The sequence below is a fragment of the Parvularcula maris genome (assembly GCF_024505085.1).
GTDB classification, from domain to species: domain Bacteria; phylum Pseudomonadota; class Alphaproteobacteria; order Caulobacterales; family Parvularculaceae; genus Parvularcula; species Parvularcula maris.
The window spans coordinates 26,283-52,317 of sequence record NZ_JANIBC010000012.1 but is presented as its reverse complement, the minus strand read 5'-3'; the positions used below and the strand labels follow the sequence as shown (position 1 = coordinate 52,317).

Sequence of the window (26,035 nt, the reverse complement as noted above, 5' to 3'; positions counted from 1 at the left end):
CCTTTAGCGAAGTTCTATGCTCTTGCCTCCTGACAAGGGGAGGCAATCCTGCCACGGTCTTGTGCCGACCGTTATGCTAACGCTAACATTGTCGTCAAAAAGAGTAAGATCAACGCCGCCGCCAAGCCGAGCGGTCAGATAGGGCAGGAGACCATGGACCAACACGTAACTGCGCCCGGCGAGACGGCGCTGGGCGAACCCAAGACGGGCGCGATCATCGCCATCGCCTTCGTCGCGACGCTGGGAGGCTTTCTCTTCGGCTTCGATTCGGGCGTCATCAACGGCACGGTGGACGGGCTGCAGCAGGCCTTCAACTCGAGCTCCGTGGGCACGGGGTTCTCGGTGGCGTCGATGCTGCTAGGCGCCGCCCTCGGCGCGCTGATGGCCGGGACCCTGGCCGATGCGTTCGGCCGCCGCTCCATGCTGATCGCGGCGGCGGTGTTCTTCGTCGTCTCGGCCTTTGGATCGGGGATCGCCGGGTCGAGTTTCGAGTTCATCATCTACCGGCTGATCGGCGGCTTCGCCGTGGGCGCCGCCTCGGTCATGTCGCCCGCCTATATCTCCGAGATCGCGCCGGCCCGCTACCGCGGCGCGCTCGCCACCACCCAGCAGATCGCTATCGTCGCAGGTCTCTTCTTCGCCTTCCTGTCGAACTACGTGCTGGCGGGCAGGGCGGGGGGCTCCACGGCGGAGTTCGCGCTGGGCTACGAGACCTGGCGCTGGATGTTCTGGGTCGAGCTGATCCCGGCGGGCATCTTCCTCGGTGCTTTGTTCCTGATCCCCGAAAGCCCCCGCTTCCTAGTGGCTAAGGGACGCAGCGACGACGCCCGCTCGGTCCTGGACCGGCTTTTCCGGCGCGGCGCGAAGGAGAAGGTGGTCGAGATCGAGAAGAGCCTCGCCGCCCAGCACAAGCCGCGCTTCTCGGACATCTTTGCGGGCGGCAAGCTGCGCCCCATCGTCTGGGTGGGCATCGGCCTCGCCGTCTTCCAGCAGCTCGTCGGCATCAACGTCATCTTCTACTACGGCGCGGTCCTCTGGCAGTCGGCGGGCTTCACCGAGTCCGACGCTCTCCTGCAGAACGTGCTGACCGGGGGCTCGGGCATCCTGGCGGTGATCCTCTGCCTCCTCTTCATCGACCGGATCGGGCGCAAGCCGTTCCTCCTCTTCGGCTCCATCGGCATGGCGGTGAGCCTCGGCATCATGGCCTTCGCCTTCTCCACGGGCACGGTGGGCGAGAGCGGGCTTCAGCTCTCCGACGGCATGGGCCTGACGGCGCTGGGGGCGGGGCTCGCCTACGCCTTCATCTTCAACCTGAGCTGGGGGCCGGTCATGTGGGTCATGCTGGGCGAGATGTTCCCCAACCAGTTCCGCGGCAGCGCTCTCGCCATGGCGGGCCTGGCCCAGTGGGTAGCCAATTTCCTAGTCACTTGGACCTTTCCTCGGATGCTGGAAAGCATTGGGCTGGCCGGTTCCTACGGTATCTACTGCTTCTTCGCGGTGGTCTCGGCGGTCTTCATCGCCAGGTCCGTGCGCGAGACCAAGGGCCTGGAGCTCGAAGAGATGGTGGGCTGAGCGAAGCCCACTAGGTGAACGAAAAAGGGGAGCCGAACGGCTCCCCTTTTTGCTGGGCAGTAGGGAAGCTACTGGCCGGGGCAGGGGGCGCCGCCCTCGGAAGGGGCGAGGCCCACCTCGTAGACCGTCAGGCTGAGCGGCCCCTGGCTCTCGATCGCCATGAGATCGGTAAGCGCGGAGAGGTCGCCGCCCTCATCCGCGAAGCAGGTGAGCCTCGCCTGAAAGGTCTCGAAACCGCCCGCTTCTCCCATCGGCAGGGGGAAGGACGCCCCGCCGACACCGACGCTGGCTTCGGCCTCCGACGCCTCATCGTAGCGGTAGGTGACCGACAGGCCGATATCCGCGTTGGCCTCGCGGCGAAGGTCTCGCTCTTCCGCACGCAGGACTAGCCGGGCCGTGGCCGAGCCGTCCCAGACGAGCCGTAGCGAGTCCTCCTGGGCGTAGCGGTCCGTTCGGGACAGGCGGAGGGCGCCGTTGGGGGTCTCGGCGACCGCATCAGTGATCCGGCGCTCGCCGCCGCCGGACAGAAGGACGAGCTCGCCTCCGGCCCCCGGCGCGCCGTCGGCGATCAGCGTGTTGGAGTCGCTTTCGGAGGTCTCGTAGTCCTCCGGCAGTGTGCCGACGGTTCCCTCCTCGCCGTAGGACAGCCCGTAGCCAAGGGCGAAGAGCGGGTCGTAGTCCTCGTCCTGGGGGTTGAGGCGGAACTGGTCAGGGCGCTTCGGCCAGGAGAAGGAGAGCCTGCCGGTGAAGTCGGCCCGCGGCTCACCGTCCTCGCCCGCCACCAGGACGTCGGCGACGCCGCCGCCCTCGCTCCCCGGCAACCAGGCGGCCACGAAGGCGTCGGAGGCGTTGATCTCCGGGTTGGTCCAGAGCGGGCGTCCCGAGAGGAAGACGGCGACCACCGGGATGCCCGCCTCCTTCAGCGCCCGCATCCGGGCCTGGGGCTCCTCTGGCGTGAAATCGAGATTGGGCCGGTCGCCCCGGAACTCCGCATAGGGGTCCTCGCCGAAGACCACGACGGCAAGGTCCGGCTCCTCGCCCTCCGGCATCTCGTCCAGATACGCCTCGCCGCCCGAAGCGCCGATGGCCCCCTCCAGCCCTTCGAAGATGGTGTCGGCGTTCGGGAAGTCCTCTCGGCTGTTGCCGTCCCCCTGCCAGGAGAGGGTCCAGCCGCCGGTCTGCTTGCCCATATCGTTCGCGCCGTCCCCGGTGATGAGGACGCGCTGCCTTGGCCGGATGGGCAGGACGCCGCCCTCGTTCTTCAGGAGGACCAGGGATTTGGCCACCGCCTCGCGGGCGACGGCGCGGTGCTCGTCCGAGCCTAAGAGATCGAGCTCTCCGGCAAAGGGCCGCTCGGAGGGCAGGCCCCGCTCCATCAGGCCCATGCGTAGCTTCACCCGAAGGATGCGCAGCACCGCTTCGTCGAGGCGCTCCATGGGGATGGTGCCCTCCTCCACATGGCGGAGCGTGCTTTCATAGAGGCCCTTCCAGCTATCCGGCGCCATGTACATGTCGACCCCGGCGAGAAGCGCCTGGGGGCAGTCCGTCGCCTCGCAGCCCGCCACCTGTCCGTGTCCGTTCCAGTCGCCGACGACGAAGCCGTCCAGACCCATCTGGCCTACCAGCACGTCGGTGAGAAGCTCCTTGTAGCCGTGCATCTTGCGGCCGTTCCAGCTCGAGAAGGACGCCATGGCCGTCTGCACGCCTGCCTCCAGCGCCGGCACGTAGCCCGCCACGTGGATGTCGCGCAGCTCCTCCTCGGTGGCGACGGTCTCGCCCTGATCGGTGCCGCCCCTCGTGCCGCCGTCGCCGACGAAGTGCTTGGCGGTGGAGAGGACGCGGCCGGGGGCGAGGAACTCGTCCGTGTTCGCCCTGCCCTGAAGACCCTCGACCAGCGGCCTGGCGAAGGAGGCGACGATGGCCGGGTCCTCCGAATACCCCTCATAGGTCCGGCCCCATCGGTCGTCCTGGGGCACGGCAAGGGTGGGGGCGAAGGTCCAGTCGAGGCCGGTGACGGCGATCTCCTTCGCGGTGATCTCGCCGATCCTGCGCATCAGCTCTGGGTCGTTCGCGGCCCCAAGCCCGATATTGTGCGGGAAGATCGTGGCGCCGACGATGTTGGAGTGTCCGTGTACGGCGTCGGTTCCCCAAAGAAGCGGGATGCCGCTGCCGTCCTCGCCGGTGGAGGCGCGCCAGAAGGCGTCCGCCAGCGCCACCCAGTCGCCAGGGTCGCCGCGAAGCTCTCCTTTGGGGGCGGAGTTGCCGCCGTTCAGCACCGAGCCGATATGGTAGGCGCCCGCCTCCTCCGGCGTGATCGAGGCGATGTCGGGCTGAATGATCTGGCCGACCTTCTCCTCCAGGCTCATGGAGGCGAGAAGGCGCGCCGCCTCCTCCTCGATGGCCGGGTCTCGGTCGACGGGGCTCGTGATCTTCGGCCAGTTCTCGGGGTTCACCATCGGTGCCTCAGCGGTTTCCGCCGATGCCGCCTGCCCTTGCGGTTCAGGTTCGGAGGGGGTCGGGGTCGAAGGCTCTTCTCCGCATGCCGACAGGCAGGCAGCGAGGCTCGTCGTGAGAAGCAGTCCTTTGAGGGTCATCGTCATCGCCGCTACTCCGTCACCGTGAGGGTTGCCGTCTTCAGGTCCTCGGAGCTCGAGCCGACCATGATCTCGAACTCGCCCGGCTCGACGATACGCTCCATGTCGGCGTTCCAGAAGCGAAGATCCTCCGGGCCGATCTCGAAGCGCACGGTGCGCCGCTGGCCGGGCTTCAGGCTCACCCGCTGGAAGCCGCGCAGCTCCTTGACCGGGCGGGTCACCGAGCTGACCTTGTCGCGGATATAGAGCTGGACCACTTCGGCACCCTCGCGATCGCCTGTGTTGCGCACCTGGACGGAGACCGTCGCTTTGCCGTCCGCCTTGATGGAGCTGCGGCGCAGCTTGGGCTCGCCGATCTCGAAGCTCGTATAGCTCAGCCCGTAGCCGAAGGGGTAGAGAGGCTCGGTCGAGCCGAAGGCGTAGCCCCGAAGCGCGCTGGGCTTGCGGTTGTAGACCAGGGGGAGCTGGCCGACATCGCTGGCGATGGTGACCGGCAGCTTGCCGCCGGGGTTGGCCTTGCCGACGAGGATGTCCGCGAGCGCCGTGCCGGTCTCCTGGCCGAGATACCAGGCCTCGACCAAAGCGTCCGTGCGCTCCGCCACCTCGTCGACGCCCAGGGGCCTCCCGTTGATCAGCACCGTGACGACCGGCTTGCCGAGGTCGAAGATCGCGTCGGCCAGCTCCTGCTGCTCGCCGAAGAGCTCGATATCGGTGCGGTCGCCGAGATGGTTCGCGGCATAGGCCTCGCGGCTCGTGGCCTCGGAGCCGCCGATGGCGAGGATGACGAGGTCGGCGTCCCTGGCTGCCTCGGCCGCCTCCTCGATCATGGCGAGGTTCGCGTCCCTGTCCGCAGGGACGGGTTCGTTGGTCCACCAATCGTCACCCGATTCGAACAGCTTGACGCCTTCATGGTGGACGATCTCGGCCCCCTCGCCGAACTCGTTGCGAAGACCATCGAGAAGGCTGATCGTCCGTGTGGGCACGTCCGAGTAGCCGCCGAGGCGCGTGACTGCCGCGTTCGGTCCGATTACGGCGATCTTCTGGTAGGCCGCCTTGTCGAGGGGCAGCACGCCCTCGTTCTTGAGAAGCACCACGGAGCGCCGCGCCGCCTCCTCGGCCAGTGCGCGCGCCTCTTCATTGTCGGTGATCTCCTCCGCGTAGTCCGCATCGGCATAGGGGTTCTCGAAGAGGCCCGCCTCGAACTTCATGCGCAGCATTCGGCGCACGGCGGTGTCGATCTCCTCCTCGGTGATCGCGCCCTCCTCCAGGGCGGCGGGCAGCTCCTTGAAGCTGTCGCCGTCGGGGAGGTCGTAGTCCACCCCGGATTTCAGCGCACGGACGGCGGCGCCTTTCAGGTCAGGCTCGACATTGTGGAGGGTGACGAGGTCGCGCACGCCCCAATAGTCCGAGACGACGCCGCCCTGATACTCCCACTCGCCGCGCAGCACGTCCTGCAGCAGCCAGTCATTGGCGTGGGAGGGGACGCCGTCGATTTCGTTGTAGGAGGCCATGATCGACATGACGTTGGTGCGCTCTACCGCCTCCTCGAAGGGGGGGAAGAAGACCTCGCGCAGCAGGCGCTCGGAGATGTTGGCCGGGCCGACATTGGTGCCGCTTTCGGGCTGGCCGTGGCCGGTCATGTGCTTGAGGGTGGCGAGCACCTTGCCGTCGGCGAGGGGAAGCCCCGTCCCCTGAAAGCCGCGAATGGCGGCCACGCCGATCTCCGAGACGAGGTAGGGGTCCTCGCCGTAGGTCTCCTCGATCCGGCCCCAGCGCGGGTCCCGCGCCACGTCGATGACGGGGGAGAGGACGAGATGGGCGCCGCGCGCGCGGATCTCGCGGGCGACCACGCCGTAGACCTCCTCGATCAGCTCCGGGTCCCAGGTGGAGGCAAGGGCGATGGCCTGGGGGAAGGAGGTGGCGCCGCGCGCGGCGTAGCCGTGCAGGCCCTCCTCATGGAACAGGACGGGTATGCCGAGGCGGGTCTCCTCCACGGCGTAGCGCTGGATGGTGTTGACGAGCTCGACGGTCTCCCGCTCGTCCCTGAAAGGCTCATCAAGCGGGCTCGACGAGCCCTGCCGGTCGTTGGGTCTTGCGAAATGGCCGATGCCGCCGGGATGTAGCTCCCTCGCCTTGGCCGGATCGAAGCTGCCATCCTGGGCAAAGAGGTTTCCCTTCTCGCTCCAGATGGTGGTGATCTGCGCCAGCTTCTCCTCCAGCGTCATGCGGCCGAGAAGGTCCTCGACCCGCTCCTCGATGGGCGCGGAGGCGTCCTTGTAGAGAGCTTCCTGGCTGGGCTCGGCCTGCTCCGTCCGGTCCTGCATGGCGTCCGCCTGCGGCACTGCGAGGAGCAGCGCCCCCGCCATGGCCAGCGAGCTCAGCCAAGTGGTCGATACTGCCCGTTTTCTCGTCGTCACTACCCGTTCCTCCCGGTGGCCGGATCGTCTCCTGGGGGTAGGAGTGACCCGTTCTCATTGCTTGAATGTTAGGGCTATCATCAAGCGGCGGCGGGGCAAAGGGTAAGCTGCACTGAGCCCGGTTCTTGCCATCCCTTCGGCAGGTAGCGAAAGTGAGCGCTAACATAAAAACTCGCGGGAGGTGCAGCATGGTTGGAGCAAGGGTATGGAGAAGTGGGCTTCCACTTCTGGCGGGGTCGTTCTTCGTGATCGGTGATGCCGCTGCCCAGGAGCTGCATCTCAACCAGACGGGCTTCGAACCGGGCGGCGCCATGCGGGCGACCCTGGTGTCCGACGCCAAGGAGCCGGTCCCGTTCGACATCGTCGCGAGCGATGGGGAGGTGCTGGGGCAGGGCATGACCGAGCCCTTCGGCATGGACCGGGCATCGGGCCAGCACGTCCACCGGATCGCCTTCGAGGCACCGGCGGGCAGCGGTCTGTCCCTCAAGGCGGGCGGCGCGGCGAGCGAGCCCTTCGATGTCCGGCCGGGCATCTATGACGAGCTGGCGGATGGCGCTTTGGCCTTCTTCTACCACCAGCGCGCCAGCACACCCATTGAGGCTGAGCATGTCGGCGAGGCCTTCGCGCGTGAGGCAGGGCATACGCCCGACATCGCCGCCTGCCCGGCAACCGACCATAGAGGCAATGAGTGGGGCGGCTGCCCCTACAAGCTCGACGTCTCGAAGGGCTGGTACGATGCGGGCGACCACGGCAAGTACGTCGTCAACGGCGGCATCTCCGTCTGGGCGCTGATGAACGCAGCGGAGCGCGGCATCGCCGGGCGTGACGGATCGGCTGCCATCCCCGAGGCAGGCAACGGCGTCCCGGATGTTTTGGACGAGGCGCGCTGGGAGATGGACTTCCTCCTGGCCATGCAGGTCCCCGAAGGCACGACGCTCCGCCTGCCCCTTGGCATGCAGAACGGACCGGAGTTGGAGCTGTCCGAGGTAGATGCCTCAGGCATGGCCCACCACAAGGTCGGCGATCAGTTCTGGACGGGGCTTCCCACTATTCCAGCAGAGGCGCCGGACGACCGGGCGCTTGCATACCCTTCTACAGCCGCAACCCTGAACCTAGCCGCCGCGGCGGCGCAGTGCGCACGGGTCTTCGCACCCTATGACGAGGACTACGCCGCACTTTGCCTCGAGGCTTCGGAGCGCGCCTATGCCGCCGCGCGCCGTGTGCCGGACGCTTTCGCCACCGATGTCACCGACGGCGGCAGCGGCGGTTACGGCGACCGGAACCTCGAGGACGAGTTCTACTGGGCAGCCGCCGAACTCTTTGCCGCCACTGGAAAGAGGCGCTACCGCCGCGACATGCAGCGCTCGGACCATTTCCTGGCGCTGCCCAAACCAGGTCAGCGGGACATCGCCTGGCCCACGGTCGAGGCGCTCGGCACGCTGACCCTCCTGACCACGGACAGCCTCCCCGCCCGTGAGCGGGCACGGGCCGAGGCGGCGCTCCTTGCCGTCGCCGGCCAGATGCTCGAGGAGGCCGAGGGGCAGGGCTACGGCGTTCCCTTCGACCGCAGCTATGTCTGGGGCTCCAACGGCGATATGGCCAACCGGGGCATTATCCTGGCCATGGCGGCGGAGGCGACCGGGGACGACAAGTACCGCGACGGGGTGGTCGCCATCGCCGACTACCTTCTCGGGCGCAACCCGCTCGGCTTCTCTTATGTGGCGGGCTTTGGGGAGAACGCGATGAAGAGCCCGCACCACCGCTTCTGGATGGGTTCGAGCGTCGAGGGCCTGCCCCTGCCGCCGCCCGGTGCGCTCTCGGGAGGCGCCAATGAAAGTCCCGGTGCGGAGGAGGTGGCGAGCCAGCTCAAGGAAGAGGGTTGCGCGCCCATGCTCTGCTACGCGGACGACCACCGCGCCTACTCCCTCAACGAGGTGGCCATCAACTGGAACGCGCCGCTCTACTGGATCGCCGCCTATCTCGCCGCCACCGAGGCGGGCTGAGGGCGGCTCAGACCTCCTGCGGGGGAGGGGCGACGGACTCGCGCTCGATGATCTCGACGTCGAGCTGGTAGGCAGCATCGGACTGGCTGCCGGCATCGCCCAAGAGCAGCACGGCGCGGCTGGCCATCTCGGCGATGGGCTGGTGCACGGTGGTGAGGCTCGGCCAGATGGTGCTGGCGAGGGAGGTGTCGTCGAACCCTGCCACGGAGAGCTGCTCGGGCACGCGCAGACCCCGCCGGTGCGCCTCGGCCACGGCCCCCGCCGCCATGTCGTCATTGGCCGCGAAGATCGCCGTGGGCGGTGCTGCAGCGCTGAGGATGGAGGCGGCCGCGTCCATGCCGGAGCGGTAGGTATAGGCCCCTCCGGCGATCAGCGCCTGGTCGGTCGGAAGGTTCGCCTCGTCCAGCGCCCTCTCGAACCCCCGGCGGCGCTCGGCGGACTGGAAGTCCCCTTCCGGCCCCGCGATGAAGGCGATGCGGCGGTGGCCGAGCCCGATGAGGTGCCGGGTCATCAGAAGGGCCGCCCGCTCGTCGTCGATGCCGATCCGCATCGCCGTGCTGGTTCCCTCCCCGGGGGAGAGTAGCACCACCGGAATGCCGATCCCCGAGACGGCGGCGGCCACCTCCGCGTTCTCGCTGAGCGGCGGGGCCAGGATCAGACCGTCGAGGCCGCTGTCGCGCAGCTTGCCGGCGAGCGCTTCGGGGTCGCCGACCGCGCTCTCAGGCAGCTCCTCGACCACCAAATGGTGGCCGGCGCTCCGGCAGGTGCGCAGCGCCCCGAGGAGCAGCTCGCTCAGATAGGCGCTGGAGGGGTTGTTGTAGCCCACCCCGATGAACAGTGACCGCCCTGCGGCCAGGCTCCTGGCCATGAGGTTGGGGCGGTAGTTGAGCTCCTCCACCGCCCGCTGGATGCGCTCGCGGGTGGGCTTGCGCACCATCTCGGGGGCGTTCAGCGCGCGGCTGACCGTCATCTGGGAGACGCCGGCGAGCTCGGCGACCTCCTTCAGCGTTGCCTGCGCTCGCTTCGTTCTAAGTTTGGAGCCCTTCGCCGCCAATGCCTTGCCGCCCGTCCTTCCAGCCTGCACAGCCGCCTCTTCATAGCGGTCGTTTCTCTTGCGGGGCGTTGGAGCGGAAGACAACGCTTCGGACAAGGGCACCTCCTCAGACGTAGCGCTGGAGAAGGTTCTCGAGATACTCCTGGCGGCCCGAACGCGGCTTGGGGTCGTAGCTCTCCTGAAGCGCCCTGTCGGCCAGGGTGTCGAGGGAGGCGTCCTTCATGATGAACTGGCCGAGATCGCCCTTCCACCCCTCATAGCGCTCGTCGAGGAAGCGGTCGGTCGCGCCGTCCTCGATGATGGCGGCCGCCGAGAGGAGCCCCTTGGCGAGGGCGTCGATGCCGCCGATATGGCCATAGAACAGGTCCTCGGCACCGATGGACTGGCGGCGCACCTTGGCGTCGAAGTTGAAGCCGCCCGTGGTGAAGCCGCCGTTCCTCAGGATGTGCACCATGCTCTTGGCGATATCGAGCGGGTCGTTCCAGAACTGGTCCGTATCCCAACCGTTCTGCGGATCGCCGCGGTTGGCGTCGATCGAGCCGAAGATCCCTAGCGCGTAGGCGGCGGCGATCTCGTGGTCCATGGGCAGGCCCGCGAGGGTCGCGTGGTTGGTCTCGATATTGACCTTCACGTCGGCGAGGAGGTCGTACTTCTCCAAGAAGCCGTAGATCGTGCCGACATCGCGGTCGTACTGGTGCTTGGTCGGCTCGTGGGGTTTCGGCTCGATGAGGAGGGGGCCTACAAGACCGATCTTGTGCTTGTAGTCCACCGCCATGGAGAGCATGCGCGCGTACTGGTCGAGCTCCTTGGAGAGGTCCGTGTTCAGAAGGGTGTCGTAGCCCTCGCGTCCGCCCCAGAAGACGTAGTTCTCACCGCCCAGCCGCTTGGTCGCGTCCAGCATGGCGCGGACCTGCACGGCGGCGCAGGCGAAGACCTCCGGGTCCGGATTGGTGGCGCCGCCGCCCATATAGCGGGGATGGCTGAAGAGGTTCGCCGTGCCCCAGAGGAGTTTGCGCCCGGTCTCGCCCATCTTCTCCTCGAGGGGGTCGAGGATGCGGCCGAGATTGGCGACATGCTCCTTCATCGTCACGGCCGGGGCCATCATGTCCACATCGTGGAAGCAGAAATAGGGAAAGCCCAGCTTGGAGAAGAAGTCGAAGGCCGCATCGAGCTTGGCCTCGGCCATCTCCTGGCCTTCGAGCTCGTGCCAGGGGCGGGAGAAGGTGCCCGCGCCGAAGACGTCGAAGCCGTCCCAGCAGAAGGTGTGCCAGTAGCAGGCGGCGGCGCGCAGATGCTCCGCCATGGTCTTGCCCATCACCACCTTGTCCGCATCGTAGAAGCGGAAGGCGAGGGGGTTGTCCGTATCGGGACCTTCGAACTTGATGGGGTCGATCTTATCGAAATAGCCGGACATGGATCTATACCTTTCCAAAATAGTCTTTGTTCTGTCTGTAGAGGGAGGAGAAGAGCTCGCGCTTGGTGGCCAGGCGTTCGGCGTCCTCCTTCCGGGGGCTGATCTCGTGCAGCACCGGAGGCGGGGCGAGGGCGGCCTGCCTGTCTCCGCCCGCCGCGATCTGCGCGAGGCGCGCCGCACCGTAGGCGGGGCCGACATCGGCGTCGCGGCGGTAGAGGAGAGGCCTGCCCAGCGCGGCCGAAAGGATGCGCCCCCAGTAGGAGGAGCGGGCACCGCCGCCGATCACGGTCAGCGCCTTCACGCGCTCGCTCTCGGCCAGGCAGTCGAGGCCGTCGGCGAAGGCCATGGCGACCCCTTCCAGGACAGCCTGCCCCAGGGCTGCCGCGTCCGTGTCGTGGTCGAGCCCGAACAGGACGCCGCGCGCCAAGGGATCGTTGTGGGGGGTGCGCTCGCCCGAGAGGTAGGGAAGAAAGAGAAGGGGGCCCTCCAGCGAGCCGCGCTTCTCGGCGGCGGCGATCAGGCTGCCGGCGTCACCCATGCCGGTCAGCTTGGCCGCCCAGTCCACGCAGGAAGCCGCCGACAGCATCACCGTCATCTCGTGCCAGGCATTGGGCAAAGCGTGGCAAAAAGCGTGTACCCCGCTTTGCGGGTTGGGAGCGAAGCTCGACCCGGCGACGAAGATGACCCCTGAGGTGCCGAGCGACAGGAACGCGTCGCCGGGGTTCGTCACCCCGACGCCCACCGCGCCCGCCGCATTGTCCCCGCCGCCGCCTGCGACGACGACCTCGCCCATGCCCCAGTCTCGCGCGACATGCGGCAGAAGCCTGCCGGAGACCTCGTCGCCCTCGACCAGCTCCGGCATATGGGACCGGCGCAGCCCGGTGGCCTCAAGCATCTCGTCCGACCAGGAACGATCGGCCACGTCGAGCCAGGACGTACCCGACGCATCGGACATCTCGCTCACCGCCGAGCCGGTCATCAGAAGGCGGATATAGTCCTTCGGAAGAAGAACCCGTTCGGTCCTCTCGAAGATGTCCGGCTCATTCTCGGCGACCCAGAGGAGCTTGGGCGCAGTGAAGCCCGGAAAGATCAGATTGCCGGTGATCTCGTGGGCGCGCGGCTGTCGCTGAAGCAGCGCCTCGCACTGGGGGGCGCTGCGTCCATCGTTCCACAAGATGGCGGGGCGCAGCACCTCGTCATCCGCACCCAGAAGGGTAGCGCCGTGCATCTGGCCGGAAAGGCCGATGGCCTCGACCTTACCGCGACGGTCCGCCGATAAGGAGAGGACGGCCTCATTGGCAGCGCGCCACCAATCGGCCGGGTCCTGCTCGGACCATTGCGGGCGGGGGCGCGAGACGGAGAGCCCGGCCTGCGCCTGCTCGATGACGTCCGCGTCCTCATTGACGATGACCGCCTTGACCCCCGACGTCCCGATGTCGATGCCCAGGAACATGCCGCGCTCAGCTCCTGACCGGGGCTGCGCGAAGGGCGGCAACGATGGCCTCGCGCATCGGCTTGGCCTGGTAGTCGCTGTCATAGACGGTGGGGCGCTTCTCCACATCGTCCTCGCGCGGCAGGAAGGTCTGAAGCCAGCTGTCCTTGTCCACCATGCCCCAAGCCAGAAGGTCCTTGGTCTGAGGATAGGACAGCATCATGTCGAGATAGTCCTTCGTGTAGTCGGCGATCAGCCGGTCGCGCATGGCCTCGTCCGGGCCGAGGCGCGTGTCGTTCACGTCGAACTCGGTCAGGTAGATGTCGAGGCCCATGCCCACCACCTCATCGACGAAGCCGCGCCACGCCCGCTGTCGCTCGGCGGTGAACTCGTTCGGCATATTGTAGTTGGAGTGGGACTGGATGCCCAGCGCGTCAATCGGCGCGCCGTCCTTCTTGAGGCGCTCGAGAAGCCTCAGCACCCCAGTGCGGTGGCCCTCATTGCCCTCTTCCCAGGACATGTAGTCGTTATAGGCGAGGGTGGCGCCGGGCGCCGCCTCCTTGGCCGCGTGGAAGCTGTGGGTCAGCGCATCGAAGCCCATCGCCCTCGTGAAGGTCGTCTCGCGCAGCTCGCCGGTCTTGTCGTCCACCGCCTCGTTGATGACGTCCCAGGAGTAGACCTGCGGGCTGTAGCGACCGGCGACGCGGGCGACATAGCTGTCGATCCAAGCTTCCGCACCTTGGGCGTCGAAGGCCGTGTTGTTCAGCCAATCGGGCAGCCAGCGCGGGTGCGACCAGATCAGCGTGTGCCCGCGCATGGCCAGGACTTCCTCCTCGGCGAAACGCGCAAGGGCGTCGGCGGGGCCGAAGTTCCACTCGTCCTCCTCGGCGAGGATGGTGTAGATCTTGTGCTCGTTCTCGGCGACGATCGCCCCGCACTCGCGTTTGACGATCTCCACATAGTTCGGGTCATCGAGCTGCCGCGCCGCCATGGCCGTGCCGAAGCGCAGACCCTTCGCCGCCGCAAGCTCGTGCAGCGACGCCGCCGCGGCCTCTTCACTTCGCGCCGAAGGGACGCCGCCGCAGCCAGCCGCAAGCAGGCCTCCCCCAAGAAGCATCATCGCCTGACGGCGGTCTTGACCTCGAAGCATTCCGGTTCCTCCTGCCTGGTGCCCACGGTGCAGCCCGGTGGTGCCCGTACTGTCGTTTTGTGTTAGCGCTACCACTTCCAAGCCCATGGCGTCTAGACGGAGAAGGCCGAACCATGCCGAAACATGACTGGCGCGCTGCATTCCTTACCCTTTTGGTAGCGGGGTGCACCGGGCCAGATGGAGCCGGGGCTGCCGATCCCGCACGCTTCCACCGCTTCGTCTATGAAGGCAGCGAGCCGGAGAATCTGCCGCGGCCGGGGCCTGGCCAGTACGCGAACCCCATCCTTGCGGGCTTCTATCCCGACCCTTCGATCACGAGGGCCGGGGACAAGTACTACCTCGTGACTTCGACCTTCGCCTACTTCCCCGGCATCCCGGTCTTCGAGAGCCGCGACCTCGTCTCGTGGACGCAGGTGGGCAACGTCATCGACCGTGCGGGCATGCTGGATTTTACGGGGCTCGGTCTGTCGCGAGGCGTCTTCGCGCCGACCATCGAGTTCCATGACGGTCTCTTCCATGTCGCCAACACCTGCGTCGATTGCGGCGGCAACTTCGTCGTGACGGCGGAGGATCCGAAAGGTCCGTGGTCGGACCCCATCTGGCTTTCCGAGGTGGGCGGCATCGACCCAGGGCTTTTCTTCGACGAGGACGGCAAGGTCTACGTCATCAACAACGACGCGCCGGAGGGGGAGCCGCGCTATGAGGGTCACCGCGCGGTCTGGATCAGGGAGGTGGACCCCGAGACCTTCCAGTCCATCTCCGAGCCCCGTGTGCTGATCGACGGCGGCGTTCGCCCGGAGGAGAACCCGGTCTGGATCGAGGGGCCGCATATCTACCGGGTGGGGGAGCGCTACTACCTCTCCGCCGCCGAAGGGGGCACCGCCATCAATCACAGCCAGGTCGTGCTGCGGGCGGACAATGTGCTCGGCCCCTACACTCCTTACGAGGAGAACCCGATCCTTACCCAGAGGCATCTGCCGCCGGACCGGGAGAACCCGATCACCTCCGTGGGCCATGCCGATCTCGTCACCGATGCGGAGGGGCAGTGGTGGGCGACCTTTCTCGGCATCCGTCCCTATGAGGAGGACTACCACAATCTGGGCCGCGAGACCTTCCTCATGCGAGTCGAGTGGAAGGACGGCTGGCCGGTGATGATGAGCGGCGAGGAGGAAGTGCCCTATGTCGCCGACCGTCCGGCCCTCCCCAAGGCCGAGCCGCCGGCTCTACCGACCAGGGGCGCGTTCCGGGTGGAGAACGAGTTCGACGAGCCCCTTGGCTACCACTGGATGACGGTGAGAGGCGACCCTGACGGTTTCAGCCGCGTGAAGGACGGCGACCTCCTCCTCGAACTTGGCCGCGAGCGCCTGGGTGAGCGGGGAAAGCCGTCCCTCTTGGTCAGGCGGGTGCAGCACACCAGCGCCGAAGCCGTGACCGAGCTGACCTTCAGCCCGGCCGGGGAGGGCGAAGAGGCGGGCCTCGTCATCCTGCAGTCGGATGGTTTCTTCTACAAGCTCGGGGTGGGGAGAGGTGAGGAAGGTTTGGAGGTGCGCCTGCGGAAGAAGGCGGGGGACGATGCCGCCCCTCTGGGCGATCTGGTGGCCCGCGCCCCGCTGGCGGGCGCAGGACCGGTTGAGTTACGGGTCGCGCTGGACGGGGGAGAGATGCGCTTCTTCTATCGTGAAGACAAAGAAGAATGGCTGCCTCTAGGCGGCGTCCAGGACGCGAGGATCCTCTCCACCAAGATGGCGGGCGGCTTCGTCGGCGCGACGGTAGGGGTCTACGCCGAGAGCGGGGAGTAGCCGCGCCTACCCTGCCCGCAACGGCGCGGTACCCGAGGCGCAGTGCTCGGCGATGAAGCGCTCATGGGGCGGCATGTGCTCCGTGCAGGTCGCGATGGTGCGGCGGATGTTGTCGAGCTTCGCCTCGGTCTCCTCGCGGCTCAGCACATCGGCGACGGGGTCGTAGTCCTCCGGTACAATGTTCTGGCCGATCAGGACCGAGAACCAGGACGTGTCGTTAAAGAGCTCGTCGTTCTCGCGGAAGACACGGCCATGGGTCCTGTAGAGGGCGAGCTTGTCCTTAAGATAGTCCGGTATGCTCATGGTGCGCACGTAGTTCCAGAACTCGGTATCGTCCCTTTGGGTGGCGTGGTAGTGCAGGATGAGGAAGTCCCGGATGCGCTCGAACTCGAAGGTGGAGAGCCGGTTGAAGCGGTCTATTTCCGCCTGGTCGAAGCCGCATGTGGGGAACATCTGCAGCAGCTTGGCGATGCCGCTCTGAATGAGGTGGATCGAAGTTGATTCCAAGGGCTCCAAGAAGCCCGCCGACAGACCGATGGCGACACAGTTCTTGACCCAGAACGCCTTGCGGTGGCCGGTCAGGAAGCGCAGGTGGCGGGGCTCGGCGAGGGGCTGGCCCGGCAGGTTGGCGAGCAGGGTTTCAGTGGCCTCGTCCTCGCTCGTGAAACCGTCCGCATAGACATGGCCGTTGCCGATCCGGTGCTGTAGCGGGATGCGCCACTGCCAGCCCGCATCCCTCGCGGTGGCGCGCGTATAGGGGATAGGCGGCCCGTCGCTCTCGCAAGGGATGGCGACGGCGCGGTTCACCGGCAGCCAGTGCGACCAGTCATTGTAGCCGGTCTTCAGCGCCTCCTCGATGATCAGCCCCCGGAAACCGGTGCAGTCGATGAAGAGGTCGGCCTCCAGCTCCTCCCCGCTCTCCAGCCGCACCGCGCGGACGAAGCCGTTCTCGCTGTCGAGCTTCACCTCCTCGATGCGCCCCTCCCGCCGGGTCACCCCTCGGCCCTCCGCCTGCTCGCGCAGGAAGGCGGCGTAGAGACCAGCATCGAAGTGGAAGGCGTAGGCGATGGAGGAGAGCGGCGAGTTGCCCGCATTGACGGGGCGCATGAAGAGGTTCTTCTTCGCCGCCACCGACTGCAGCGAGTAGCGCGCTAGATCCTCCGCAGACGCATGGGGGTGGCGCTTCAAGAAGAAGGCATGAAAGCTCACCCCCTCCATATCGAGGCCGTAGGGGCCGAAGGGGTGGATGTAGCGCTGGCCTTTGCGCCCCCAGTCCACGAACTCGATGCCGAGCTTGAACGTGCCCTCCGTACGCCGCACGAACTCGTCCTCATCGAGGCCCAGGGTCCGGTTGAAGGTGCCGATCTGGGGGATCGTCGCCTCGCCCACGCCGACCGTGCCGATGGCGTCCGACTCGATGAGGGTGATGTCGCAGAGCCTGTTCTTGAGGATCTTCGACATGGCCGCCGCCGTCATCCACCCGGCGGTGCCGCCGCCGACGATGAGGATCTTCTCGATACGGGCCTTCGGTGTCATGGTGTGCCTTCTCGGTCGAGTGTGCCCGGACAGTAGCGCGAGACGAACGCCGCGTGCTGCGGCATGGCGTCCGCCGTCCGCTCGATGCTGCGGTGCATACCGGCCAGCATGCGGAAGAGATCCTGGGGCGGCAGCCCGTCCGTCATTGGATCGTATCCTGAGGGCCTGACGCCCTGCCCCCACAGAACAGCGAGCCAGTTGTCCTCGTCGAAGAGCTCGTCCTGGTGGCGGAAGATGCGGCCTTTAGAGGAGAAGAGCTCGATCCTGCGCTTCAGACTTTCCGGCGGCTCGGCGGCGGTGACGTCGCGCCAGAACGCCGTGTCGCGCCGCTCGGTCTGGATGTAGTGAAGGATCAGGAAGTCGCGCACCTGTTCGAACTGAAGCGCCATCAGGCGGTTGAACTCGTCGCGCTCGATGGGGGCGAAGCGCTGGTCGGGGAAGAGGGCGATGAGCTTGTGGATCGCGGTCTGAATAAGGTGGATCGAGGTCGATTCGAGGGGCTCGAGGAACCCGGCCGACAGCCCGATGGCGACGACGTTCCCCTCCCACATACGGCGCCTGCGCCCCGTTTCGAAGCGCAAATGTCGGAGCTCGCCCGTCGGCTCGCCCGGCAGGGAGGAGAGAAGCGCGCCCTCGGCATCCTCCCTACCCAGATGAGCACTTGAGTAGACATAGCCGTTGCCGGTGCGGTGCTGCAGCGGGATGCGCCACTGCCAACCTGCGTCTCTCGCGGTGGCCTGGGTATAGGGCAGCAGCGGCTCGGTCCTCGCGCAGGGGGCGGCGACGGCGCGGTCGCAGGGCAGCCAGTGCGCCCACGATTCGTAGCCAGCCTGCATCGCTTCCTCGATCAGGAGCCCGCGAAAGCCGCTGCAGTCGATGAAGAGGTCGCCTATGATCTCTCGGCCGTCGTCCAGCACGACCGACTCCACGAAGCCGGTCTCGCCGTCCTGGCTGACCCCGGTGATCCGCGCCTCGGTTCGTACCACCCCTCGCTCCTCCGCATGCCGGCGAAGGAAGCGGGCGTAGAGCCCGGCATCGAAGTGGTAGGCGTAAGCAAGCGATGAGAGGACGTCGCCAGGGTCGCGGGAGGGGAGGGCGAAGCGGTTCCGCCTCGCGGCCACCTCGGACAGGCAGAAAGTGCCCAGCGGCGGGGTCGGCTCGATCGACTGTGCCCGCAGCCAGAGCTGGTAGAAGCGCAGGGCCTCCATGTCCCGGCCGTAGCTGCCGAAGGGGTGCATGTAGCTATGCCCGAGCCGCACCCAGTCGCGAAACTCGATGCCGAGCTTGAACGTGCCCTCGGTCGCCGAGAGGAACGCAGCCTCGTCCAAGCCTAAAAGGGTGTTGAACTGGGCGATGGGGGGGATGGTGGCCTCGCCGACCCCTACCGTACCGATGGCATCGGACTCGATCAGCTCGATCCTCAGCCCCGTCCGCTGCGAGACGGTGGCGAGGGCGGCGGCGGTCATCCAGCCCGCCGTGCCGCCGCCGACGATCACCACATTTTTGATCGGTTCGGCTTTCATGACCCTGGCCTCTCCTGAGGGGACCGCCGACGGTGCAAGGTGGAGAGAACCTGCTTCTGCGGCGGGGTGTCAGCCAGCTTTCGCTCCGTGTCCCGGAGCTGCTTGTCGAGGAGAGCTCTCGAAACGCCGGGGGGTACGGCATGAAGGGCCTTGCTGTAGCGGTCAGGCACCACTCCGTAGCCGTCATAGACGGCGAGATGCTCTTCAGCGGTGTAGCTCTCCTCATCGAACAGCACGACGCGCCCACGGCTTCGGAACTGCTCGATCTTGCGCTGAACATCCGTGCTCGGCTGCGGCAGTTCTCCTGCTAGCGCCAGATGCAGTTCTTCATGCTCGTGAAGGCGCTTGTAGCCTTCCGTCGTCACTCTTGCGTACTCGCCGCGCTCCGCCTCGCCCGGTCCGCCCACCGGCAGAAGCTTGAGGAGCGCCTCGATGCCGATCTGCGCGATGCGCAGCCGAGGTCCCGCTAGCGGCGAGAGGCGGCAGGCAGCAGGGCCGAGCCTGACGACCTTGCCCCGCCAAGGCCCCTCGGACCATCCGTTCACGCCAGCAGCCCCGAGGTTCCAAGCGCCTACCCAGCCCCCCTGCGCCAGCGGTACGTGAACGGCAACTTCTTTCCCTTGGCGTTCGAAGACAGTGGCCGAAGGGTTCTCAGGCGTAGCGACCTCTTTCCATTCGACCGGACTACCGGGAACACTGTGCCAGTCGGGGTCCGACGTCGGTAGCTGCCGCTCGGAACAGTCGATCACCAGATCGGCGTCGAGGGACTGCAGGTCGTCACCATCAGTAGGGGAAGTCGAGTCCAGCGTTCGCGCACCATAATGAACGGCGGCTCTTCGTAGAAAATCGGTATACAACCTGTAATCCAGATGCAGGCCGAACCCCTCCTGACTAGGGGTCAGAAGGGGCATATGGCCGCCTTCGGCTAACCTCGCTGCCAACTGATAGTCCGCCCACAGTCTGGCTTCTTCGTCGCGGTGCAGCCTCAGCCAGTGCTGATGGAAGGAGTGACCGTCCGCGGCAGGCAGGTCCTCCCCGAACCCCGTGGTGAACTCCCGCGATGAGAGCCTGCGATAGACTGTGCCGCCCCTCAGCGTCCCGCCGCATGCGCGGAGCACGTCGCGGACGTCGAAGCTGAGAAGTTCGTGCAGTCTGTTATAGGAAGGGAGCGTCACCAGCGCTGGCTCGGGCTGCGGCGTACCCGCCTCGGGATGCAGCACCGCCTCCGTCTGCCGCGTCAGCGACCGCGCCAGGACCGCGGCGGTGAGTGCCGCCTCTACATTGCCTCCCAGAACAGCGATACGCGCAATGCTCATCCTCGCGCCGCTACCCTCGCCGCCTGGTTCAGATAGGCGCTGTGGCTAGGCAGGGTGTTCACCACGCTTCTGATCTCAGTAGCGAGCCCTGTCAGGGCGGCCTTGGTCTTCTCGCCGTCCGTGCGCACGGCCCGCGGGTCGAACGCCTTTGGCAGAACCCTTTGGCCCAGATAGACCGCCAGCCAGCTCGGTTCGAGGAACAGGCCATCCTTGTACTGGATGACATAGCCTCGTTCGCGAAACAGGGCCATCTTCTCCGCGAGGCTGTCCGGTATGCTGAGTGTCCGCATGCGGTTCCAGAAGGGTGTGTTGTCCCGCTCGGTCGCGTGGTAGTGCAGCACGAGGAAGTCGCGCACGCGCTCATATTCGAGGTTCAGCACGCGGTCGAACTCCGCGCAGTCCTCCTCGCGAAGACCGTCGGATGGGAAGAGCTCCACGAGCTGCGTGATCGCGGCCTGGATGAGGTAGATGCTGGTCGATTCGAGCGGCTCGAGGAACCCGGCGGAGAGCCCGACGGCGACCACGTTCTTGGACCACTGCTTGCGGCGGCGACCGGTGGTGAAGCGCAGGAAGCGGGGCTCGGCGATGGCTGCCCCTTCGATGCCGGAGAGGATGTCGGAGGCTGCCTCGTCGTCGCTCAGATGGTCCGAGCAGTAGACATAGCCGTTGCCGACCCGGTGCTGCAGCGGGATGCGCCAGTGCCATCCGGCGGGCCGGGCGGTGGCCCTGGTATAGGGCCGGGGCGCTTCGGTGCTCTCGCAGGGCACGGCGACGGCGCGGTCGCAGGGCAGGACACCCGACCAGTCCTCATACCCCGCACCGAGCGCGCCTTCGATCAACAGGCCGCGGAAACCCGAGCAGTCCACGAAGAGATCTCCGCCAACCTCCCTGCCGCCATCGAGGCGCAGGCCCGTCACGAAGCCCGTCTCGGGATCGAGGCGGTGGCCTGTGATTCGGCCCTCGGTCCTCGTCACCCCGTGGCGCTCCGCGAAGGACCTCAGAAAACGGGCATAGAGCCCCGCATCCATCTGATAGGCGTAGGAGAAGGTGGACATCAGGCTCTCGGGGTCGTCCGAGGGCGGAGAGAACCTGCCCTCTTCCGCCATCACCACCGGCAGTGAGAAGTCGCAGATGCGCTGAGCTTCCGGCCCTCCGAACGCCCTCAGCCAGTGATGATGAAAGCCGACGCCGCCGATGCTGCGTCCGTAGTCGCCGAAGGGGTGGATGTAGCGGTCGCCGATCCTGCCCCAGTCGCAAAACTCGATCCCCAGCTTGATGGTCGCCTCGGTCCTGGTGATGAACTCGTTCTCGTCAATGCCGAGACGCTGGTTGAAGAAGCGCAGGTGCGGCAGGGTCGCCTCACCCACACCCACCGTGCCGATCGCCTCCGATTCGACGAGCGTGATACTGACCCCGGCGGGGCGGAGAAGTTTGGCGAGGGCGGAGGCCGTCATCCAGCCTGCCGTACCCCCGCCGACGATCACCACCTTCTCGACCTGCTGCCCGAACCTAGCCAATTCGCCGATTTTCCCATGCCTTGACGCCACTATGCGTCTTCTTTGCCACGCTCGCCAGAGGATAGCTTCAAGCCGGTTGATAGCGCAAACATTCTGTGCTTACGGTAACCAATAAACAGATCCGAGAGGGCCTCGCGTCGGGAGCAAGGTCACCTTGAGGGCGGGAGGACTCACATGAAACAGAACGACAAGCAGAAGAAAGTTGTGCCCGGATGGGCCAGCTTGTTGATGGGGACGGCCTCAGCGCTTTCGCTGGGCATCGCCGCACCTGCGCTGGCGCAGAGCACGACGGCAGAGGACGCAGAGGAGCTTCTCGACGAAGACGAGGGCGACGTCATCGTCGTTCAGGGCATCCGCCGCTCGCTCTCGAGCTCCCAGGACGTCAAGGAGAACGCCGACACTTTCGTCGATGCGATCACGTCCGAGGACATCGGCGCTTTGCCCGACCGCTCCGTGACCGAGGCGCTGCAGCGCGTGCCGGGTGTGCAGATCAGCCGCTTCGCCGCCGCCGACGACCCCGACCACTTCTCCATCGAGGGGCAGGGCGTTCTCGTGCGGGGCCTGACCTTCGTGCGCTCCGAGCTCAACGGACGCGACACCTTCTCGGCCAATAACGGCCGCGCGCTGAGCTTCGCGGACGTGCCGCCGGAGCTTCTGGGCGGCGTCACCGTGTACAAGAACCAGACTGCCGACCTCATCGAGGGCGGCATCGCAGGTACCGTGAACCTTATCACCCGCAAGCCCTTCGACCGCGACGGGCAGGTCATCGCCGGTACGGTCGAGTACAATTACGGCGACTTCCGCGAGGAGTGGACGCCCACCGTTTCCGGCCTCTACAGCAATAACTGGGACACCGATGCCGGTAAGTTCGGCATTCTGATCAACGGCGTGTTCTCCGAGCTGAAGACCCGCTCGGACGGCACGCAGATCTCGAGCTTCCAGCCCCGCGACGAGCTGACCGTGGGCGAGGGCGTCGGCGCCTTCCCCGAAACCCGTTTTCTGCCCGAAGGCGCGGTCATCCGTAGCCAGGACTACGACCGCGAGAGGAAGGGCTATGGCGGCTCGGTGCAGTGGGAGAGCCCGGACAAGACCATGCTCGCCACGGCCGAGTACCTGCGGTCCGAGGCCACCACGTCGTGGAACGAGCATGCCAGCGAGATCGCCACGGACAATGTCGGCGACAACGCCTTCTTCTTCGTTCCGGGTACGGAGTTCGGCTTCAACAGCGACCAGCTCCTCACCAACGGTACGCTGACGGCACCGACGGGCTGGCGTGCCGATCAGAACTCCGACCCGACCACGCCGATCTACGGTCTGCAATCGAACAACATCTTCCGCGGCGTCGAGCAGGAGTACCTGACCGAAGACGCGTCCCTCAACTTCAAATGGAAGCCGACGGAGCGTCTGGCCTTCAACTTCGACTACCAGTTCATCAACTCGACGGTCGAAAACACCGATTTCGGCATCTGGGGTTCGACCTTCCAGCAGGTGACGATCGATACGACCTCGGACATTCCCAACGTCGTCTTCGATGCGCCGACTCAGGCGGCTTTCGGCAATCCGAACTCCGGCATCGAGGCGGCGTGTGACGCCGATCTGACGCCTTCCAACACGTGTCCGGCCTATGCCCGCTCGGCGGCCGATCTCACCGATCCTCAGTACTCTTTCTGGCGTTCGGCGATGGACCACCTCGAAGACAGCGAGGGGACCGAGCACGCCTTCCGCGCCGATGTCGAGTACGACTTCTTCGACGAGTTCGGACCTCTCAAGTCCGTCCGCGTCGGCGGCCGCTGGGCCGAGCGCGATCAGACGACCCGCTTCTCCACCTATAACTGGGGTGCGCTGAGCGAGATCTGGGGCAATGGCGGCCCGGTCTGGATGGACGAGCTGGGCGGGCCCGAAGGCCTCGTCAGTAATTACGAGTTCGAGAACTACATGCGCGGCGACGTCACCCAGCCGCCTTCCTTCCCCTTCTACAACGTCAATCCGGGCCAGAACTATGATGCGACGGCCGATTTCGCCGATCAGGTGGTGTCCACCTGGCTCTCCGGCGGCGACGCCACGGGCGGCGGCGGCGGATGGCGCCGTCTCGCCGAGCGTCCCAACGTTGTGGAGGGAACGCCCTTCCTGCCCGCTGAGATCGCTGACGTGGTCGAGGAGAACCTCGCCTTCTACGTGAAGTTCGACTACTCCTTCGACGATTTCGTCGGCACCGGGCTGGCGCTGGACGGCAATTTTGGTGTCCGCTGGTTCAACACCAAACTCTCCTCGACGGGCGCGTTCGGTTTCCCCAACGGTGAGGAGGTCTTCCCGATCACGACCGGCGACACGCCGAACAGCGACCCGGACGATGCAGGCTTCAACGGCGGAACCGGTAACCGCTGCGTCACGCCGGTGGGCAGCTCGGCCTCCGATGCAGACGGCAACCCCGTCTCCGACGGTCAGCCCGGTGTTCCGCAGGCGAGCTACACCGCGCCTGAGTTCTGTGATCTGACGGATGCAGAAGAGGCGGCGGCAAGAGCGTTCGCCGACGGCACGGCGCAGGTTCGCGAGCTCGAGAACGACTACAACATGTTCCTGCCCAGCTTCAACGCGAAGCTGCAACTGGACGACGACAAGCTGATCAGGTTCGCCTACTCGCGGTCCATCTCGAGGCCGGATGTGGGGCTGCTTCGCCCGAGCTACACGATCACGCCGTCCAGCAACGACGATCCGCGCACGGTCGAGACAGAAGCGCCCCGAGGTGGGCAGGGCTTCTACGGCTTCCAGGCCACCGGCGGCAACCCGTTCCTGATGCCGGTCAGCTCCCACAACTTCGATGTCTCGTTCGAGTGGTACTTCGCGGAGGTGGGTTCACTGACGGTGTCGGCGTTCTACAAGGAGATCGAGGACATCATCATCTCCGGGCAGTCCTCCGTTCTGTTCGAGAACAACGGGCAGGAATACGACGTCTTCGTCACCCGCGCGCCCTCTAACAGCCAGGAGACCGGCAAGGTCCAAGGGTTCGAACTCGCCTACCAGCAGTTCTACGACTTCCTGCCCGCGCCGTTCGACGGTCTGGGTATCCAGGCGACCTACACCTTCATCGACAGTGAGGGCGTGCAGTCTTCAGGGGTGAGCCCGACCTCGGCCACACCCGTCACGGACGAAGCGCTAATCGACCTTTCGGACTTCCCGCTCCAGGGGCTTTCGAAGCACAACTACAACATCGCGGGCATCTACGAGAAAGGCCGCATCTCCACCCGTCTCGTCTACAACTGGCGTGACGAGTTCCTGGTTACGCCTCGCGACGTGATCACCCCGTTCTACCCGATCTTCCAGAACGCGACGGGGCAGCTCGACGGGTCGTTCTTCTACTCCGTGAACGATTCGATTAAGATCGGTGTGCAGGGTGCGAACCTTCTCAACGATGTGACCGAGACCACCTCGTTCATCCCGAACTCGGGCGGTCTCAAAGGTCCGCGTTCTTACTTCATGAACGATCGGCGGGTTACCCTTTCCGCTAGGTTCAGCTTCTAAGCTCCCTCCCTGGACTTGGAAGTCGACTGGGTGTCGCCAGCAATGGCGGCACCCTTTTTTATGTTGCAGCTTGATGCCGAAGCGCGATCCCGTAGGGTTTGCGTCCTCACTCACAGGACGGAAGATGCCGAACCTCGAAGAGCTGCCTCCCCTCCAGGAACGGGGTCCCGTCGACCGGCAGGACTTCGTGCAGGAGATAGTGAAGCCGGGGTTGCCCGTGGTGCTTCGCCGACAGTTCGGGAACTGGCCCATCTGCCAGGCCGCACGGCAGGGCCATCAGTCTGCGGCGCGCTACGTTGCTGGATGGGATCGGGGACACCAGGTCGAAACCGTCTTCGGCGACCCGTCGATCAAGGGGCGCTTCTTCTATAGTGAGGACCTGACCGGCCTCAACTTCGAGAAGAGACCCTCGACCATCGCCGCCGCCCTCCACGCCATCACCTCGGAGGTTTCCGCAGATAGAGGATCCGTCTACGTTCAGTCCGTGCCCGTTGCGGAACATCTGCCCGGCCTGGAGCGGGACAACCCGGCAGGCCTGGCGCCCGAGGGCGTCGCCCCTCGCATCTGGATAGGCGGCCCACTGAGGGTGCAGACCCATTTCGACCTCAAGGAGAACCTCGCCGTGGTCGCGGCCGGCAGGCGTGAGTTCATCCTCTTCCCGCCGGAGCAGCTTGCGAACCTCTATCCCGGCCCCTTCGAGCACACGCTCGCCGGACCGCCCGTCAGCATGGTGGATCTGGACGATCCGGACCACGCCAGATATCCGCGCTTCGCCGAGGCGATGAGCCGCGCCCGCCGCGCCGTGCTGGAGCCGGGGGATGCGATCTACATCCCGTATTTCTGGTGGCACCACATCCGCTCTTTGGACGGGTTCAACATTCTTCTGAACTACTGGTGGAACGACAGCCGGGCGGACCTCGGCTCGCCCTACGACGCGCTGCTGCATACCGTCCTCGCCATAAGGGACATGCCGGACCGGCAGCGGGACATCTGGCGGCATGTCTTCGGCTACTACGCCTTCGGGTCCCATGGCGACCCGGTGGCGCATCTGCCGCCTGCCGCCAGAGGGGCGCTGGGCGTCCATGACGAGCGCAGCCGCCTCCACCTATGGGCGACTCTCACCCAGGCCGCAGGAATGCAGACGGCCAAGCTGAGACAAATATTCGGTAGAGGGAACAAGCCCTAGGCC

Annotated in this window: 15 protein-coding genes; 5 read left to right on the top strand and 10 right to left on the bottom strand. The window is 66.2% G+C overall.

The window, feature by feature from the left end:
• The first annotated feature begins 153 nt into the window (after window positions 1–153).
• Window positions 154–1,572 (top strand): sugar porter family MFS transporter, encoded by a 1,419-nt coding sequence (locus NOG11_RS12005; RefSeq protein ID WP_256620009.1) that lies wholly within the window; start codon window positions 154–156, stop codon window positions 1,570–1,572.
• Between the two features lie 68 nt (window positions 1,573–1,640).
• On the opposite strand, the gene NOG11_RS12000 is transcribed toward NOG11_RS12005, so the two are convergent.
• A complete protein-coding gene (locus NOG11_RS12000) occupies window positions 1,641–4,172 on the bottom strand; it encodes a glycoside hydrolase family 3 protein (RefSeq protein ID WP_256620008.1) in 2,532 nt (843 codons plus the stop codon).
• Between the two features lie 5 nt (window positions 4,173–4,177).
• The gene (locus NOG11_RS11995; RefSeq protein ID WP_370468282.1) at window positions 4,178–6,532 is read right to left on the bottom strand and encodes a glycoside hydrolase family 3 N-terminal domain-containing protein; all 2,355 of its coding nucleotides are present in this window, start codon (window positions 6,530–6,532) and stop codon (window positions 4,178–4,180) included.
• Window positions 6,533–6,771: 239 nt separating this feature from the next.
• Between NOG11_RS11995 and NOG11_RS11990 the strand changes: the two genes are divergently transcribed.
• Window positions 6,772–8,586, top strand: coding sequence for a glycoside hydrolase family 9 protein (locus tag NOG11_RS11990; RefSeq protein ID WP_256620006.1), 1,815 nt, complete (start codon window positions 6,772–6,774; stop codon window positions 8,584–8,586).
• 7 nt (window positions 8,587–8,593) lie between these two features.
• Here the strand turns inward: NOG11_RS11990 and NOG11_RS11985 are convergent, their stop codons facing one another.
• The 4 genes from NOG11_RS11985 to NOG11_RS11970 are packed head-to-tail and all read right to left on the bottom strand — an operon-like array spanning window position 8,594 to window position 13,636.
• Window positions 8,594–9,736 carry a LacI family DNA-binding transcriptional regulator gene (locus NOG11_RS11985; RefSeq protein ID WP_256620005.1) on the bottom strand — a complete coding sequence of 381 codons (1,143 nt, stop codon included), beginning with the start codon at window positions 9,734–9,736 and terminating at the stop codon, window positions 8,594–8,596.
• Window positions 9,737–9,746: 10 nt separating this feature from the next.
• Window positions 9,747–11,054, bottom strand: coding sequence for a xylose isomerase (xylA, locus tag NOG11_RS11980; RefSeq protein WP_256620004.1), 1,308 nt, complete (start codon window positions 11,052–11,054; stop codon window positions 9,747–9,749).
• A gap of 4 nt (window positions 11,055–11,058) precedes the next feature.
• Window positions 11,059–12,507 (bottom strand): xylulokinase, encoded by a 1,449-nt coding sequence (xylB, locus tag NOG11_RS11975; RefSeq protein WP_256620003.1) that lies wholly within the window; start codon window positions 12,505–12,507, stop codon window positions 11,059–11,061.
• A 7-nt stretch (window positions 12,508–12,514) separates the two neighbouring features.
• Window positions 12,515–13,636 carry an endo-1,4-beta-xylanase gene (locus tag NOG11_RS11970; RefSeq protein WP_256620002.1) on the bottom strand — a complete coding sequence of 374 codons (1,122 nt, stop codon included), beginning with the start codon at window positions 13,634–13,636 and terminating at the stop codon, window positions 12,515–12,517.
• Between the two features lie 113 nt (window positions 13,637–13,749).
• Between NOG11_RS11970 and NOG11_RS11965 the strand changes: the two genes are divergently transcribed.
• On the top strand, window positions 13,750–15,435 hold the full coding sequence (locus NOG11_RS11965; protein WP_256620001.1) for a glycoside hydrolase family 43 protein: 1,686 nt from the start codon (window positions 13,750–13,752) through the stop codon (window positions 15,433–15,435).
• Between the two features lie 6 nt (window positions 15,436–15,441).
• Here the strand turns inward: NOG11_RS11965 and NOG11_RS11960 are convergent, their stop codons facing one another.
• From NOG11_RS11960 to NOG11_RS11945, 4 genes are read right to left on the bottom strand one after another with little or no spacing between them, the layout of a single operon-like run.
• On the bottom strand, window positions 15,442–16,971 hold the full coding sequence (locus NOG11_RS11960) for a tryptophan halogenase family protein (RefSeq protein WP_256620000.1): 1,530 nt from the start codon (window positions 16,969–16,971) through the stop codon (window positions 15,442–15,444).
• The gene (locus NOG11_RS11955) at window positions 16,968–18,494 is read right to left on the bottom strand and encodes a tryptophan halogenase family protein (protein WP_256619999.1); all 1,527 of its coding nucleotides are present in this window, start codon (window positions 18,492–18,494) and stop codon (window positions 16,968–16,970) included. Before NOG11_RS11955 ends, NOG11_RS11960 begins: the two co-directional genes overlap by 4 nt.
• Window positions 18,491–19,810, bottom strand: a complete 1,320-nt coding sequence (locus NOG11_RS11950; protein WP_256619998.1) for a tryptophan 7-halogenase — start codon at window positions 19,808–19,810, stop codon at window positions 18,491–18,493. Before NOG11_RS11950 ends, NOG11_RS11955 begins: the two co-directional genes overlap by 4 nt.
• Complete coding sequence (locus tag NOG11_RS11945) at window positions 19,807–21,327, bottom strand: tryptophan halogenase family protein (RefSeq protein ID WP_256619997.1); 1,521 nt, start codon at window positions 21,325–21,327, stop codon at window positions 19,807–19,809. Before NOG11_RS11945 ends, NOG11_RS11950 begins: the two co-directional genes overlap by 4 nt.
• Window positions 21,328–21,501: 174 nt before the next feature.
• On the opposite strand from NOG11_RS11945, the gene NOG11_RS11940 reads away from it, so the two are divergent.
• Together NOG11_RS11940 and NOG11_RS11935 are read left to right on the top strand one after the other, a co-directional pair.
• Window positions 21,502–24,846: a TonB-dependent receptor gene (locus NOG11_RS11940; RefSeq protein WP_256619996.1), complete on the top strand. Its 3,345-nt coding sequence runs from the start codon at window positions 21,502–21,504 to the stop codon at window positions 24,844–24,846.
• Between the two features lie 124 nt (window positions 24,847–24,970).
• Window positions 24,971–26,032 (top strand): cupin-like domain-containing protein, encoded by a 1,062-nt coding sequence (locus NOG11_RS11935; protein ID WP_256619995.1) that lies wholly within the window; start codon window positions 24,971–24,973, stop codon window positions 26,030–26,032.
• Window positions 26,033–26,035 lie beyond the last annotated feature (3 nt).